The 15734-nt window shown below is 39.2% G+C and carries 14 protein-coding genes; 8 read left to right on the top strand and 6 right to left on the bottom strand.

Annotation, left to right across the window (positions count from 1 at the left end; genetic code table 11):
* Window positions 1-287: 287 nt before the first annotated feature.
* The gene (locus LY11_RS03000; protein ID WP_111632264.1) at window positions 288-1307 is read right to left on the bottom strand and encodes a LacI family DNA-binding transcriptional regulator; all 1020 of its coding nucleotides are present in this window, start codon (window positions 1305-1307) and stop codon (window positions 288-290) included.
* A gap of 328 nt (window positions 1308-1635) precedes the next feature.
* Here LY11_RS03000 and uxuA point away from each other — a divergent pair, with 328 nt between their 5' ends.
* From uxuA to LY11_RS02985, 3 genes are all read left to right on the top strand, one after another.
* Entirely contained in the window at window positions 1636-2844 is a 1209-nt protein-coding gene (gene uxuA, locus LY11_RS02995; protein WP_245952586.1) for a mannonate dehydratase, read from the top strand.
* A gap of 70 nt (window positions 2845-2914) precedes the next feature.
* On the top strand, window positions 2915-4336 hold the full coding sequence (uxaC, locus tag LY11_RS02990) for a glucuronate isomerase (protein WP_111632263.1): 1422 nt from the start codon (window positions 2915-2917) through the stop codon (window positions 4334-4336).
* Window positions 4337-4430: 94 nt separating this feature from the next.
* Window positions 4431-5792 carry an MFS transporter gene (locus LY11_RS02985; protein WP_111632262.1) on the top strand — a complete coding sequence of 454 codons (1362 nt, stop codon included), beginning with the start codon at window positions 4431-4433 and terminating at the stop codon, window positions 5790-5792.
* A gap of 22 nt (window positions 5793-5814) precedes the next feature.
* Here the strand turns inward: LY11_RS02985 and LY11_RS02980 are convergent, their stop codons facing one another.
* A complete protein-coding gene (locus LY11_RS02980) occupies window positions 5815-6825 on the bottom strand; it encodes a LacI family DNA-binding transcriptional regulator (RefSeq protein ID WP_111632261.1) in 1011 nt (336 codons plus the stop codon).
* Window positions 6826-6999: 174 nt separating this feature from the next.
* On the opposite strand from LY11_RS02980, the gene LY11_RS02975 reads away from it, so the two are divergent.
* Together LY11_RS02975 and LY11_RS02970 are read left to right on the top strand one after the other, a co-directional pair.
* Window positions 7000-7881, top strand: a complete 882-nt coding sequence (locus LY11_RS02975; RefSeq protein ID WP_111632260.1) for an inositol oxygenase family protein — start codon at window positions 7000-7002, stop codon at window positions 7879-7881.
* A 108-nt stretch (window positions 7882-7989) separates the two neighbouring features.
* Window positions 7990-9669, top strand: a complete 1680-nt coding sequence (locus tag LY11_RS02970; protein ID WP_111632259.1) for a sodium:solute symporter family transporter — start codon at window positions 7990-7992, stop codon at window positions 9667-9669.
* Here LY11_RS02970 and LY11_RS02965 read toward each other — a convergent pair whose 3' ends face one another.
* Together LY11_RS02965 and LY11_RS02960 are read right to left on the bottom strand one after the other, a co-directional pair.
* Window positions 9670-10161 (bottom strand): DinB family protein, encoded by a 492-nt coding sequence (locus tag LY11_RS02965; RefSeq protein WP_111632258.1) that lies wholly within the window; start codon window positions 10159-10161, stop codon window positions 9670-9672.
* 151 nt (window positions 10162-10312) lie between these two features.
* Window positions 10313-10501, bottom strand: a complete 189-nt coding sequence (locus LY11_RS02960) for a hypothetical protein (RefSeq protein ID WP_111632257.1) — start codon at window positions 10499-10501, stop codon at window positions 10313-10315.
* 156 nt (window positions 10502-10657) lie between these two features.
* On the opposite strand from LY11_RS02960, the gene LY11_RS02955 reads away from it, so the two are divergent.
* The 3 genes from LY11_RS02955 to LY11_RS02945 all read left to right on the top strand — a co-directional run bounded on the left by LY11_RS02955 (window position 10658) and on the right by LY11_RS02945 (window position 15318).
* The gene (locus tag LY11_RS02955; protein ID WP_111632256.1) at window positions 10658-12034 is read left to right on the top strand and encodes a sulfatase family protein; all 1377 of its coding nucleotides are present in this window, start codon (window positions 10658-10660) and stop codon (window positions 12032-12034) included.
* Window positions 12035-12256: 222 nt separating this feature from the next.
* Window positions 12257-12532: a hypothetical protein gene (locus tag LY11_RS02950; RefSeq protein ID WP_146610790.1), complete on the top strand. Its 276-nt coding sequence runs from the start codon at window positions 12257-12259 to the stop codon at window positions 12530-12532.
* A gap of 386 nt (window positions 12533-12918) precedes the next feature.
* On the top strand, window positions 12919-15318 hold the full coding sequence (locus tag LY11_RS02945; protein WP_111632254.1) for an ABC transporter permease: 2400 nt from the start codon (window positions 12919-12921) through the stop codon (window positions 15316-15318).
* Here LY11_RS02945 and LY11_RS26615 read toward each other — a convergent pair whose 3' ends face one another.
* Window positions 15319-15471, bottom strand: a complete 153-nt coding sequence (locus LY11_RS26615; protein WP_170132610.1) for a hypothetical protein — start codon at window positions 15469-15471, stop codon at window positions 15319-15321.
* Window positions 15464-15734: transposase (locus LY11_RS02940; RefSeq protein WP_146610789.1), on the bottom strand; the 271-nt coding region annotated here is incomplete at its 5' end. The genes LY11_RS26615 and LY11_RS02940, both read right to left, overlap by 8 nt.

Genomic DNA, 15734 nt, shown 5'->3' with positions numbered 1-15734 from the left:
AAAAGGCAATAAGGAACTCCTGAAATAAATGTATTGTAACAGCTGATTATACGCTTGTTTCTTTATTTCAAACGTTTGAAATAAATCAGGGTTATGGTGCTTCTAAAGGAAGCTTATGGGGAAATTCTCTAGTGTGTAGTTTGTACATTTAGTCCTGTGTTTTTCTGGAATTCTGCCAACTTGGAATCTGGTTTGAAAACAGCCGGATTTCAGGGCATAATTATTCCCGGTTTATTTTCTTTACTGGAAAATAAATCAGGAATAATCTGGAAACTCAGTTTGATTTTTCAGGAATGCAGAACCAGCTCACAGTCTACCATAACTTCCTGGTATTCGGTGGCTTCTGTTTTCTGGTCAATTAATTTTAATAGTAGTTTAATCGCATTCTCACCCATAGACTCCGGGTTCTCTTCAATAGAGGCCAGCGGCGGGTTGTCCAGGTAGCGGATAAATGGCATATTGCCGAAACCAATGAAATCTGTTTGATCCATTTTTTCATAATGGTTGGCACGAAGGTATTTCATGGCATCAAATAAAATCTGTTCTTTAAAAGCTACCAGTGCTGTAGGCGGGTTTTCACTCTTATAAAACAGCTCTTTAATTGCACTGTTGGTATTCTCTTTATCAAAATCTGTATAAGCGACCAGGCTGGCATCAAAAGGAATCTGGTTATCATTCAATGCGTTGATATACCCTTTAAACCTGTCATGTGTAAAGCTGATCATTTTCGGGCCACCCAGATAAGCGACTCTTTGATGTCCGCGTTTGATTAAAAAATCAGTGGCTTTATAACATCCCTGGTAAGTATTACTTAATACTTTATGACAACTTAAATTAAAACTCGGGTTTCTGCCGTAATAAATAATTGGCAGGCCGAGGTTTTCAAACATATCTAAATGATCAAAGTTCTGTGTGTTTTTGGAAATGGCAATAATTAAACCATCAATACGACTTTTCAATAACATATTGGCCAGGTCAACTTCCTTCTTCAGGTCGTCATAAGATTGGCCGATAATTACATTGTAGCCATACTGCCGGGCGTGTTGCTCTATTCCGAAAATACTCCTGGTAAAATAATGATCCATCAGATCTGGTAAAATGATCCCAATGGTATAAGATTTCTGAATCTGTAAGTTAAGCGCCGATTTGTTGGGCGTAAAATGCAGTTCTGCAGCCATTTGCTTTACCCGTTCTTTGGTATACGCATTAATGGTAGGGTAGTCGTTAAGCGCTTTGGATACTGTAGATATAGATATTTTTAGCTTTTGGGCTAAAAGTTTCAGGGTTACGGGCGTTTTTGTACTCATTAGGTTAGTTAACGATCGCCTAAATATAAAGATAATAAACTATATCAAACGTTTGATAAGCTGGACAGGCTTATTTATCGCCTGGAAATTAATAATTAAAATTTGCGTACTCTATTTTAATTATTAAATAAATCTGATATTGAGTAACCATTGCAGAGGCTGTTAACGGGCTATAAAACCTGATTTATTTCAAACGTTTGAAACGGAGAATCAAACGTTTGATAGCCTATTGTAACAGATTTTATGAAGGATATACCTTTGCCCTTTTATAAATTGCGTCCACCTAATAATTGTTTTTTAGAATTATTTTATTGAAAAGATTTGAATAATGAATGTAACAGGAAAATCAGTTATTTATAAAATGATACAGACCATGCGCTGGTTTGGCCCGAATGATCCGGTGATCCTGAGTGATATTTTGCAGGCCGGCTGCAGCGGCATTGTCAGTGCTTTACACCATATTCCGAATGGGGTAGTCTGGGAGACTGAAGAGATTATCAAGCATAAACAGCTGATTGAAAATGCAGGTTTGAGCTGGGATGTAGTGGAAAGTTTACCAGTACATGAGGCGATTAAAACGCAGGCTGAAAACTTTGAATACTATATTAATAATTACAAACAATCTTTAAAAAATCTTGCGGCTTGCGGCATTCATACGGTTACTTATAACTTTATGCCGGTGCTGGACTGGACACGCACCAACCTGGCTTTTGAATTGCCAAACGGTGCAAAGGCCCTGAAATTTGAGAAAGCCGCAGTCTGTGCATTTGATGTTTTTATTTTAAAAAGACCGGACGCTGCAAAGGCTTATACCGCTGAAGAGCTCATTAAAGGTGAAGCTTGGTTTAACCTGGCTGATGCCGAACAGAAAACACTGTTACAGCGCAATATCATAGCTGGCTTGCCGGGAAGTGAGGAGAGTTTTACGCTGAAACAATTTCAAGCTGCTTTAGATGAGTATCATGGAATAGATGAAGAGAAACTGAGTAATCATCTGATATACTTTCTTTCGGAAATTATGCCTGTGGCTGATGCGGTTGGAATTAAAATGGTTGTACATCCGGATGATCCGCCTTATGCAATTTTTGGTTTGCCCCGTGTAGTCAGTACTGCGCAACATTTACGTAAAATATTTTCAGCTGTACCGTCTTTAAATAATGGTTTATGTTTTTGCACGGGTTCTTTTGGTGTTCGTGAAGATAATGACCTGCCAGAAATGATCAGAGAATTTGCAGAGCGGATCAATTTCATTCATTTGAGAAGTACGAAAAGAAATGCGGAAGGTGATTTCTTTGAAGACAATCATTTGGAGGGTGATGTGGATATGTACCAGGTGGTTAAAGAAATATTTAATCAGCAGCAATTACGGCAGCTCAGTATCCCTGTTCGCCCTGATCATGGGCATCAGCTACTGGATGACTTACGCAAGAAAACTAATCCTGGTTATTCAGCAATTGGTCGTTTAAAAGGCCTGGCAGAATTAAGAGGACTTGAATTTGGGATCTTTAATGAATACCTGCTGAAGAACAAATTATAAAAGTCTGTGCCCCTTAAAAAAACGGCAAGACAAATATTACAACCAAATATTAAACCGAAAAATAGCTGATATGACGGAAAGTACGATCATTACTGATAACTTTTTATTGAGTAATAAAAAGGCAGTTTTGCTTTATCATGAATATGCAAAGCATTTGCCTGTAATTGATTTTCATAATCATTTATCCCCGCAGCAGATCGCAGAAGATAAGAAATTTGATAATCTGACCGATATATGGCTAAAAGGTGATCATTATAAATGGAGAGCAATGCGGGCATTGGGCGTAGATGAAGCGCTGATTACCGGACAGGCCAGTGATGCAGAGAAATTTAAAGCCTGGGCAAGGGTTGTACCTGCAACCTTAAGAAACCCATTATTTCACTGGACGCATATGGAACTTAAAAATCCATTCGGAATCAACAGGTATTTAGATAATTATTCGGCAGACGGGATTTATCAGCAGGCCAATGAGTACTTAACTCAGGATGGATTTTCGGCCCGTGGGTTATTGAAGAACTTCAAGGTAGAAATGTTAAGTACAACTGATGATCCTTGTGATGATTTAACATATCATCAGCAATTAATCAAAGAAGGGTATGAAATTAAGGTTAAACCTTCCTTTCGCCCCGATAAGGTTTTTATGATTGGAGAGCCGGCTGCATTTAAAGCCTATCTTAAAGTGTTGGGTGAAAAAGCAGGAGTTGAAATTACAACTATAGATTCTCTTTTGGAGGCGCTGAAAAATAGGGTTGACTTTTTTGATTTACACCAATGTTCTATATCAGATCATGGTTTAAGTACTTTACCAACCCGCTTTACATTAACTACTGAGCAGGAACAAGAGTTCAAAACGTTCCTTAAATCTGATCAGGCCGTGTTTTCTGCTCCTGATGCTTTTGCTGGCTTTATTTTAACTGAGCTTTGCAAAATGTATGATGAAAGGGGTTGGGTACAACAATTTCATGTAGGTGCGATCCGCAATAACAATAAAGGAATGTTATCTAAACTAGGGCCTGATACTGGTTTTGATTCTATCGGGGATTATAAACATGCAGAGAATTTAACCGCATTTTTAAGCCACCTGACTTTAACAGACCAGCTGGCAAAAACTGTAGTTTACAACCTGAATCCTGCAGATAATGAGGTGATTGCAACCATGCTTGGTAATTTCGCAGATGGCAGGATCAAAGGGAAAATGCAGTTTGGATCAGGCTGGTGGTTTTTAGATCAGAAAGATGGGATAGAGAAGCAGCTCAATGCTTTATCTAATATGGGAGTGGTCAGCACATTTATCGGGATGCTGACAGATTCGCGTAGTTTCCTTTCTTACTCCCGTCATGAATATTTCAGAAGAATTATGTGTAATCTATTCGGCTCAGAAATGGAAGCGGGTTTATTGCCGGATGATGAAAAATGGGTAGGGGAAATGATCCAGAATATCTGCTATTACAATGCTAAGAACTATTTCGGGTTAAACCGGGCTAATCAATAATGGGGGCAATGATCTGTATAGATAGGGGATTCACTGTCTTTGGCGGAGCCTGATAAATTATAACCAACCTAAACCAAAAAACAAACCAAATATAATGAGCGAACAAAAAGTGGGTAACTACCGCTGGACAATCTGTGCCCTGTTATTTTTTGCAACCACTGTAAATTACCTGGACAGACAGGTTTTAAGTCTTTTACATACCAGGCTTGAAGCCGAGTTTCACTGGACAAACAGTGATTACGCCAATATTACTTCTGCCTTTCAATTGGTATATGCTATTTCGATGTTATTTGCAGGATGCATAGTTGACCGCCTGGGCACAAAATGGGGATATGCTGCAGCCCTGATTATCTGGTGTTTAGGCGCAATTCTACATGCTAAAGCTATTTTCCTGGGCGAAGGGCTTTCTTCGTTATTAGCCGTTTTAGGAATTACCGGTATCTCGGTTTCTGTACTCGGATTTATCTGTGCAAGGGCGGTACTGGGCTTTGGAGAGTCAGGTAATTTTCCTGCTGCTATCAAAGCCACAGCAGAATATTTTCCTAAAAAAGAACGTTCACTAGCTACTGGTGTTTTCAATTCCGGGGCCAATGTCGGGGCTATTCTTGCGCCATTAACCGTACCCTGGATTGCTGAAAAGTGGGGTTGGGAGTCTGCGTTTATGATCATTGGTGCTATTGGTTTCTTATGGTTGTTTTTCTGGTTCATCTTTTATGAAAAGCCGGAAGCCCAAAAGCGTTTATCCAAAGCAGAACTGGAATATATCCAGTATGACCCTGATGAGCAGGTGGCGAGCGTAGCTGAAACTGAAAAAGTGTCCTGGTTTAAATTACTGGGTTATAAACAGACCTGGGCATTTACTTTTGGTAAGTTTATGACAGACGGGGTGTGGTGGTTTTTCCTGTTCTGGTTACCTTCTTATCTTAAAGTTCAGTACGGAATGGACAATACCGACATCATGGTTCCATTAGCCGTTTTGTATAGTATGACTATGATTGGAAGTATAGGTGGCGGATGGTTCCCTATGTATTTTATGAAAAAAGGATATACACCCTATGATGGAAGGATGAAAGCGATGTTTATTATTGCACTTTTTCCTTTAGTCGTGTTATTGGCACAACCTCTTGGGCATATTAGTGTCTGGATCCCTGTTATCTTAATCGGTATTGGTGCGTCTGCGCATCAGGCCTGGTCGGCTAATATCTTTACGACAGTTTCTGATATGTTCCCCAAAAAATGTATTGGTTCTGTAATTGGTATTGGCAGTATGGCCGGAGGCCTTGGAGGGGTATTCATGTCTAAATTAGGCGGCGGACTTTTTGATTATTATAAATCTTTAGGCCATATTCAAACAGGTTATACGATCATGTTTACGATTTGTGCTTTAACTTATGTGATCGCCTGGGCAGTGATGAAATTTCTGGTTCCAAAATATAAAGTGATTACTGATTTATAGTTTTTAATAACCAGTAGAGTTTTTAATAACCAGTAGAGTTTCTAATGATAAGTTCAGAAGGTATTACCGTAATATCTTGCTGAACTTTATTGTTTTTGGGATCAAGAGAATTCAGGAGCAGAGTTGCCGCGGTTTGTCCAATCAGAAATGCGGGCTGGGAAACAGTGGTTAAAGATGGATTCAAAATTCCGGCTGTCGGGTTATTGGAAAAACTAATCACTTTCAGGTCTTCAGGGATTTTTAAATTTAATTGTTCGCAGGCCAGGTAAATAGGTAAGGTAAGTTTATCGACAATTGCAATGATGCCATCAGGTCTGTTTGTTGCTTGTAAACTGTTATAGAGCTTCGCATAACATTGTGCATCATCATCGCAAATCAGGACCTGGTTTTTTTCAATAGAGATATTGTGGTCTGACATTGCCTTTTGATACCCAAGGATTCTCTGTTTGCTGATCTCCAGATTTGTAGAAATCGTACAGACATTTATCTTTTTACAGCCGCAATCCAAAAGATGCTGAGTGGCCAGATAACAGCTCTCAAAATCATTGGTTACTACCTTTGGCAGCTGCATTTGCTCCATAACTCTATCAAAAAATATGACAGGGATATTTTCCTGCTCCATAACTGCAATGTGTTCCGTGGCTGTCGAGTTTTTGGTAACGGAGATCAATAATCCGTCTATTCTTCCTTTTTTGATATATTCCAGGATTTCTTTTTCGCGGTGATAATCTTCGTGCGTTAAATAGATAAGTACATGATAACCTTTTTCCCTGGCTACAGCTTCTATACCATTGATGACCAGTGCGAAAAAGTGGTCTGCAATTTCGGGTAAAACGACAGCTATGGTTTCGCTTTTTCTTGTTCTTAAGCTTCTGGCATAGGTGTTCGGGGTGTAATTGAGTGCTGCTGCCAGTTCCCTTACCCGCTGTTTTGTAGGTTCACTGATCTCATGGCTATCTTGTAAGGCTTTTGAAATAGTCGTAGCGGATAAATTCAGTCTGCTGGCCAGTACTTTAATGGTTATGTTTTCCATAAGAAGATCAAGTTTACCCAAAAAATACAGAAAAATAACTGATTATTTACTTTATCGTTAACGTAAATAATTCATAGTGTTTATGTTGGTTTGAGGAAACAAATCGTGATATTTAAATAAGGTAATTGTTTAATAACCAGATCAGTTAATGGTCGGAATCTTAAAATTTGTAATATGAAAGAAGCAATCAGAACAGACCAGGAAAATCCGTTAAATTCACTCGATCAATGGGAAGACGATTTATTAGCGCGTTACCCTGATCCCAAAGGGATCGCTCAGGAAAAAGATACTGCTGCATTCCGGAATTATGAAACACCTGAAAAGGCATCTGTAAAAGAATTTTACAGATTACAGCATCTTAACCAGACTTATGATTTTGTACAACAGAAAAGAGCAGAATACCTGAAGTTTGCTCAAATGGAAATGTCGGTTTGGGAAGCTTTTGATTTTTTAAATCAGCTGGTAGATGACTCAGATCCGGATACTGACCTGGATCAGTTGCAACATTTATTACAAACCAGTGAGGCAATCCGGGCAGAGGGGCATCCCGATTGGATGGTTCTGACAGGGCTTTTTCATGATATGGGAAAAGTACTTTGTTTATTTGGTGAGCCACAATGGGCAGTAGTAGGAGACAGTTATCCTGTGGGCTGCGCTTATTCTGATAAAATAGTTTTCTCTGAGTTTTTTGCAGATAACCCTGATTTTAAAAACCCATTATACAATACTAAATATGGGATTTATGAACCCGGATGTGGATTGGATAACGTCACCATGACCTGGGGGCATGATGAATATGTTTATCATTTATTGAAAGATTATATGCCGGAACAAGCTTTGTATATGCTTCGTTATCATTCATTTTATCCTCAGCACCGCGAAAATGCTTATGCGCATCTGATGACCAGTCATGATAAGGAAATGTTTAAATGGGTAGATCTGTTTAATCCTTTTGACCTTTATTCTAAAAGTGCGGTTCCGCCAGACTGGAAAGCGCTAAAACCTTATTATGAAGACCTGGTTGCTAAATATCTGCCCGCTAAATTGCGGTTTTAAGCAAAGCTATACCTATCATTTCTTTTAGATTCATTACATTTACCTAACACGGTTAGCTGTTAATGTAATGAATCTAATCCCCTCAATTCTACAACCAAATATCAAACTATGAACTCGACACTCTCAATGGGGGGTATTAGCGTCTTTGTAATTTATTTTATCATCGTCGCTTTATATGGATACTACGTTTACAAAAAGAAAAGTAAGGTTAATGATTCCAAGAATTTCTTTTTAGCCGAAGGGTCACTGACCTGGTGGGCAATAGGGGCTTCAATTATTGCCTCTAACATATCAGCAGAACAATTTATTGGAATGAGTGGCGAAGGATTTTTCGCTGGCATAGCAGTTGCTGTCTATGAATGGCTGGGTGCTGCGGTACTGATCCTTGTTGCGGTGTTTTTTATGCCGGTATATATTAAGAACAAGATCTATACGATGCCTCAGTTCCTTAAAAACAGGTACAATGGCAGTGTAGCGCTGATCATGAGTGTATTCTGGATTTTCCTGTACGTTTTTATCAATTTAACTTCTATTTTATACCTTGGGGCCTTAGCGATCAATGGATTGATAGGTGGTGATTATTTCCATATCGTGATGATCTGCCTGGCTGTATTTGCGATTATAATTACACTGGGAGGTATGCGCGTAATTGGCTACACAGATGTAATTCAGGTTGGGGTATTGATTATCGGCGGGCTGGCTACAACATACATGACCTTAACTATTGTTGGCGAAAAATTTGGTGTGGGCAGTGAAGCTATTGCTGGTTTTAAAGTGTTGCTTAGAGAAGCGCCGGAACATTTTCACCTGATGCTGGCCAAACCTAAACCGGGTGCTTCACAGGTGGATATTAATAAATACCTGATTCTCCCTGCTGTGGGTATGTATGCGGCAGGACAATGGATCAGTAATCTGAATTATTGGGGTTGTAATCAATATATCACGCAACGTGCATTAGGTGCAGATTTGCAAACTGCCCGTACTGGTATTCTTTTTGCAAGTCTGCTCAAAATATTAATGCCGGTGATTGTTATGCTGCCGGGAATTATAGCTTATGTGTTATATAAAGGTGGCCATTTGCAATTGACAGGAGGCAAAGACAGTGCATATTCTGCTATTCTTAGTCTTTTACCTCCTGAGTTAAAAGGTTTGGCCGCTGCTGCTTTAACAGCTGCTATTGTGGCTTCTCTGGCTGGAAAATGTAATAGTATATCTACTATTTTCACGCTTGATATTTATAAAAAACATATAAATACACTATCAAGTGAGCAGCGCATGGTCTGGACAGGGCGTATTGCGATTGTAATTTCCATGGTAGTTGCTGTACTTTTTACGTGGAATGATTTACTGGGGATCGGCCGGGCAGGTGGTTATACCTTCGTTCAAAAATATACCAGTTATATCAGTCCCGGGGTTTTTGCCACTTTCATTTTAGGAATGTTCTGGAAACGTACCAATAGTATAGCTGCTTTTACGGGCATTATTTTCGGGTTTGTGATCTCTGTTTTCTTTAACGAATTCGCTGTGAAAGTATTTGGTCCGGAGACAATTTTGTACACAGCTTTCCCGAATATGGACGGCATATATGAAATCCCATTCTTTATTTGTCTGAGCTGGTCTTTCATCATCACTGTGCTGGTGATGGTAGGTACGAGTATTTTAGGCCCGCGTATCAATCCAAAAGCTTTTGAACTGGATGCGGAAATGTTTAAATTAAAGCCTTCTTCAATTGTACTAATCGTATCTATTATGCTGCTGCTGATTGCTATATATGCACGTTTCTGGTAACTAATCGTATTTCAGCCCCGGGTAGCCCAATAGTCTTCGCCATAAAGCAATCTGGCCAATGCAGCTGGCTTCCCGGTAGGTGGTAAAGGAGATCAGGTGATAAATACTCATTTTATAACCGGGCATCATTTCGAAAATGCTGTCCAGTTTTTCATCGCTGACCTTCAGGAGCAGGTCTTTTAATACGGGGCTGATTTTATCCCAGTCTTGCTGAAATGTTTCCAGAGAGGGGTAGGTAACTTCATCCTGAATTCCCTGATGGTCTTTAAACAGGTCATGGGCAGTTTGCTGTAGTTTTGTTCCCAGAATTCCTGCTAATTCGTACCTTTCCTGAACAAGACTTCCTGTGATCCAGGCTATGTGGTTTGCTTTTGTACCCAATCTGTTTTGCGCGTCCTGCGCTGAAATACCGTCTAAAGCTTTAGGGAAAAATGTGGTATACATATCGTATAAAACGAGTAGTGAATTCATTCTGTCGCTTGCTGTTTTCATGAGACTAAGATTTAACTAATGGATTAATATTTAGTTGTTTATAATGTAAATCTAAGCGGTTTTATTGGCAGCAAGGGGGTGCAGATAAGGCAATTTCAGGGGGTAATCAGGACATGGTTTATTAGTTTTTTTCCAGGAGTATCAGATTTGGTCAGGAAATAAAAATATCTGGCGTGTCTTTTCCCGGACGCTGGTGATCGGTTGATTTTTGATCTTTTGTTTTACCCCAGTCCCAATCTTCTCTGAAATCTTCATCCGCGTGAAAATAATATCCGCGTTTACGATAAGAATAATCTCTAACAGGGTCAAATCTTTCTTTTTCTTTAGGTTTTGCTTTCATATGTCAATAATTTTTGATTGTAGATTCCGGGCTATAACAACCTCTGTTATAAATAGTTTGTCATAAAATTAAATTGAAGAATTCTTGAATCTGGTCACCTTTCTGCTACAGTTTATTAAAGTATACTGTTTTATAGATTATTTGATATTTTCGCTTATGAAACATAAAAAAGCAGTTATTAAAGGAGTTCTTATTTATTTATCTCTAATCTTTTCTGTAAATATTTATGCGCAGCAGCGGCCTAATATCATTTTTGTATTGGCTGATGATATGGGCCACTCAGACCTTAGCTGTTACGGTAATCCGGTAATTATGACTCCTTTTTTGGATAAAATGGCCCAAAGGGGAGTGAAGGCAACCAATTATGTAGTTTCCAGTCCTTCATGTACACCTTCCAGAGCGTCATTACTTACAGGAAGATACGCGACAAGAATGAATTTGCCTATCGTAATTGGCCCTGGATCTGTATTGGGGCTGCCTGATCAGGAAGTGACCATTGCAGAAGTGTTAAAGAAAACCGGTTATAATACGGCAATGATCGGTAAATGGCATCTTGGTGATCATGAACGCTATAATCATCCTATTGCCCAGGGTTTTGATTCTTATTACGGCATGTTATACAGCCATGATTATCATGCGCCATATGTGAAGACGGATACTACGCTGAAAATTTTCAGGAACCGCAGAGCGGAAGTCATCAAACCTGCTGATTTGTCCATCACCGAACTCTATAAAAATGAAGCGGTGAAATATATCAAAGCGCAGCAAAAGGATAAACCATTCTTTCTGTATTTAGCGCATAATATGCCACATTTACCCGTAGCCTTTGCTTCTTCTGAAAAGAATAAAGGGCGTTCTGAAGGCGGGCCATTAGGTGATGTGGTTGAACAACTGGATGCAAGCCTGGCTGAAGTCTGGGCCGCTTTGGAAAAACAAGGCTTAGCTGATAATACTATATTTATTTTTTCCAGTGATAACGGACCGTGGATAGATTTTCCTGAGCGAATGTCTGCAGATGGTGCTACAAAACGCTGGCATGCAGGAACAGCAGGAGTTTTCAGGGGAAGTAAGGGAGAAAGTTATGAAGGCGGGGTGCGCGAACCTTTCATCGTCTACTGGAAAAATCATACCCCTGTGGGAGCGACAATTACTGATATGATGAGCAATCTGGATGTACTGCCTACGCTGGCCAGGTGGGTGAATGCCCCCTTGCCGGAGAATCGTACACTTGATGGGCAGGATATTGGTAATGTTTTACTTCAGAAAGGGGCGAAACATCCCGCACACAGAGAGATTTATATCGTTAATAGTGGTATTTGTGAGGCCGTTAAAAAGGGCGTATGGAAGTATAGAAAAGTTAAAGGAGGAAAACCGGACAATGGTATTTCAGAAAAAACGACCGAAGATAAAATTGAACTATTTAACCTGGCTTATGATCCTGGAGAACGAAGTAACGTGATCGCAGAAAATCCGGAAATTGCAAAGCAGATGAAAGTTCTGTTTGATCAATATCCTGGTCAAACGGAAAATTAAGGAATTTAATATAGGGACAACCGAAAAGCGATGCTGCTTTACCATTTTTGAAACAGCAAAAGAAATAAGGCTGCGGGGAATTCAGATAACTCCGAAACTAACCGGGTAGAACAGAAAAATTAAAGTAAAAATATCATTGCTAAAAAAGAGGTTTTATTGCTAAGATAGGATCTCTTTTTTGTGTATTTTAAGCTGTTTAAAATTGTATCTGATTCAAAATTTATGAAAGTGAAAAAAATAATTGGTTTATTGGTTATACCAGTGAGTATAGGCTTAATATTTTCTGTACAGGGTGTCCGCGCAGAAAAAAAACCAGAAAATAATCGGCAGTTTTCTCTGCAGACAGATAGTGTAAAAGAAAAATTTAATTATGCTGCCCAGGATTCAACGAAGTGGAATAAGCATAAGTCAATAGTAGCATTATATGGCAAAGCAACATTTAGCTGTGAAAATTTTGACTTAACTGCGAACGAAATTGTCTTCAATAAAAACACATAAAAAGTAACAGCGAAAAACTTTACAATTTTTAATAAACGAAATAAAAAAACAACTACGGGAGAACGTGGGGAATTTGATGTGAATTCCAAAAATCAGGATTGGCCGGTTACAAATAATCCGTAAAAAGAATACAACTTCCCTGAATTAATGTTAGCCGCAGAATGGGCTGTATCCGGATCTTTTCAACGCTTACAGCATATAGTTTTATATCATCAATTGATAACCTTTGAATGTCCGTTACTGCACATAGACCTGTTCAAAAACGAACAGCATACGATAATCACTTGTCCGTACTTCTCTATAAAACAGCATATTAATGTGTTTTTAGCCCTGTGGTATGAAAATGGCATATCGGAATTTATTGATCAGATTTAAATCACACCATTATGTTTAAGCTAAACTTTAAAGTGGCCCTTCGTAACCTTTGGAAAAACAAAGGCTTTGCCTTGATTAATATCGGCGGGTTAGCTATTGGCTTAACCTGCTGTCTTTTGTTACTCCTTTATGTGAATTACGAGTGGGGATATGATAAGCAGTTCAAAAATATAGACCGTATCTATGGTGTGCCCAAACATGCGGCCAATACGGCTGGTTTTGATCGTACACTCGGGCCGCTGGACAATGGCTTGCCTGCAACACTGGCTCCAGAAGCTCAGGGGAAAATACAAGGTGTTGAAGCAGTGAGTCGTTTAGTAAAGGTTTACAAATTAGCTAATTACAAGAATAACAGTTTCAAAATAGATACCTGGGCAGTTGACCCCCAGTTTCTGCAAATATTTGATTATAAATTTATAAGAGGCAATGCGCAAACTGCTTTTACAGATCCGAAATCAATACTGATCACGGCAAAAACTGCCAGCAAACTTTTTGGGGAAGCCAACCCAATTGGACAGGTTATCAAGTGGGATAACCGGGAAGCACTTAAAGTAACGGCAGTTATTGAAGATTTACCTGGTAATCAGACTTTACAATTTGAAGCATTAACGACATGGACTTTCTTTTTGATGGATAATCCCGGGTTTAAGGATTTGGGCTGGTCTACCGGATATGCCAATACTATCATTAAATTAAAGGATAACAAGTATTTCGAGTCTGCCGATGCCTCTTTAAGAAAAATGATTATTAATCATTCAACAGATCAACACGATCGTACCGAAGCTTTTCTGTTCCCTTTCAGTAAAACACATCTGTACACACAATTTGAAAACGGAAAATCAGTTGGTGGAAAGATCGATCAGGTCAAACTATTTCTGTTCCTTGCTTTTTGTGTTTTGGCTATCGCCTGTATCAATTATATGAACCTTTCAACGGCAAGATCTGAAAAAAGAGCGCGCGAAGTAGGGGTAAGAAAGGCTTTGGGATCTACCAGGAAAGCTATTGCCGGACAATTTATGGTAGAATCATTGGTACTATCATTTATCGCCATGATAATTGCTTTCGTCCTGCTCGAATTTTGCCTTCCCTATTTCAACCATCTGCTGAATATTGAAATGATCATCAATTATTCTTCAGTACCCTTCTGGTCAGCACTACTGGCACTAGTTCTGATTACAGGAGTTCTTGCTGGCAGTTATCCATCATTCTATCTCTCTTCGTTCGTACCTGTAAAAGTTTTGAAAGGCTTCACTGGAATTGGAAAAACATCCTTGCCTATTCGTAAGATCCTGGTTGTTGTACAATTTGGCTGCTCAGTTTGTATGATCATCTGTGCGGTCATTATTTATAAACAAATCAGCTATATCAGGAATAAACCTTTAGGATTTAATAAAGAAAACCTGGTTGAGCTGGAAACTACCGGGGAGTTCAGCAAACCGGGAAAACGCGAGGTATTCAGGAAAGAACTGATCAGATCGGGTGCTGTCCTTTCAGCAACGGATTATTCTACAGGATTAACGAATAATGGCAACAACTCTTCGGATGTTACCTGGCCCGGAAATAATGACAACTGGAAATATTCGTGGAACAACAGGGTTGCCGGGTATGATTTTACCAAAACTATCGGCGCTGAATTATTAGCGGGCAGAGATTTCGCCGAAGAGTTTGGTACTGACACCAGCAGTGTGTTATTGAACGAAAGTGCAGTTAAAGCGATGGAATTGAAAAATCCGGTGGGAACCATCATTACTAAATCAGGAAGCCCGTTCAAAATTATAGGCGTTATCAAAGATTATAGTTATGAGTCGCCAGCTTATAAAGTATCACCAACACTTACCTTTCTGGGAACAGCCGCCACACCTAAAAGGGAAACTTACATAGCACTATTGAGGCTGAACCCTGCACAGAATTTGAGTACTTCTATACAAATGATCAAAGACCTGAGTTTAAAGATGAACCCGGCATATCCTGTGGAATTATACTTTGTGAACAAAGAAATGGAAGATAAACTGGCAAATGAGCATTTATTGAGCGTTTTGTCGAATCTATTTGGAGGATTTGCCATCTTGATTTCGTGCCTGGGATTATTAGGGCTGGCTTTATATATGGCTGAGCAAAGAAGCAAAGAGATCAGTATACGTAAGGTATTGGGCGCAGATCCAGGCCATTTACTGATCCTTTTGAATAAAGATTTCATGAAACTGGTGCTGATCTCCAATTTAATCGCCTGTCCGCTGGCCTATATCATAAGTTATCAATGGATACAGCAATTTGATTACAGGGCGGAGATAACATTATGGCCAATGATAGCCACGATAGGATTATCAATTGGTGTTGCGCTGCTCACTGTTAGCTTACAGACTTTTAAAGTTGCCCGGGCGAATCCTGTTGATGCCTTAAAATATGAATAACTATCTTAAGGCTGCATCCACACTTTGCTTGTACATGGGGCCAATAGGGATTTCTTTTTTACCTATCTCAATCATTGATGGAGAAAAAGAGGTTATTTTTTCCGTATTGACAATAAATGGATCAAGCAAAAAAGTTGGGGAGTGACTATGCATATATTTTAGATAGCCTAAAAAGAAAGAACTTGACATTTCTCACCCCTCTAAACTGTGATCTAAAGGCTTTTATCTTTGCGTTAAATGATTCTGCAGAAGCATTCGTGGATCTGTTATCAAAATAATTCAATATCGTTTCGTAGTTGTTCTGAACAGTCCTTGCGATTGTATTAAATGACTTGCACCCCGCTTCTTCTATCCTGTTGTACCATATCGCCAGTTTCTTAAATGCGACCAACCTGTCTTTTGAGTGGCTAAGTATG

This window comes from Pedobacter cryoconitis (assembly GCF_003259615.1).
GTDB classification, from domain to species: Bacteria; Bacteroidota; Bacteroidia; order Sphingobacteriales; family Sphingobacteriaceae; genus Pedobacter; species Pedobacter cryoconitis.
This window is presented reverse-complemented; position numbering and strand designations above follow the sequence as displayed.

Coding starts and splice junctions, on each gene's coding strand:
- LY11_RS03000 (WP_111632264.1), bottom strand. CDS start 1,307: ATGAGTACAAAAACGCCCGTAACCCTGAAACTTTTAGCCCAAAAGCTA.
- uxuA (WP_245952586.1), top strand. CDS start 1,636: ATGAATGTAACAGGAAAATCAGTTATTTATAAAATGATACAGACCATG.
- uxaC (WP_111632263.1), top strand. CDS start 2,915: ATGACGGAAAGTACGATCATTACTGATAACTTTTTATTGAGTAATAAA.
- LY11_RS02985 (WP_111632262.1), top strand. CDS start 4,431: ATGAGCGAACAAAAAGTGGGTAACTACCGCTGGACAATCTGTGCCCTG.
- LY11_RS02980 (WP_111632261.1), bottom strand. CDS start 6,825: ATGGAAAACATAACCATTAAAGTACTGGCCAGCAGACTGAATTTATCC.
- LY11_RS02975 (WP_111632260.1), top strand. CDS start 7,000: ATGAAAGAAGCAATCAGAACAGACCAGGAAAATCCGTTAAATTCACTC.
- LY11_RS02970 (WP_111632259.1), top strand. CDS start 7,990: ATGAACTCGACACTCTCAATGGGGGGTATTAGCGTCTTTGTAATTTAT.
- LY11_RS02965 (WP_111632258.1), bottom strand. CDS start 10,161: ATGAAAACAGCAAGCGACAGAATGAATTCACTACTCGTTTTATACGAT.
- LY11_RS02960 (WP_111632257.1), bottom strand. CDS start 10,501: ATGAAAGCAAAACCTAAAGAAAAAGAAAGATTTGACCCTGTTAGAGAT.
- LY11_RS02955 (WP_111632256.1), top strand. CDS start 10,658: ATGAAACATAAAAAAGCAGTTATTAAAGGAGTTCTTATTTATTTATCT.
- LY11_RS02950 (WP_146610790.1), top strand. CDS start 12,257: ATGAAAGTGAAAAAAATAATTGGTTTATTGGTTATACCAGTGAGTATA.
- LY11_RS02945 (WP_111632254.1), top strand. CDS start 12,919: ATGTTTAAGCTAAACTTTAAAGTGGCCCTTCGTAACCTTTGGAAAAAC.
- LY11_RS26615 (WP_170132610.1), bottom strand. CDS start 15,471: ATGCATAGTCACTCCCCAACTTTTTTGCTTGATCCATTTATTGTCAAT.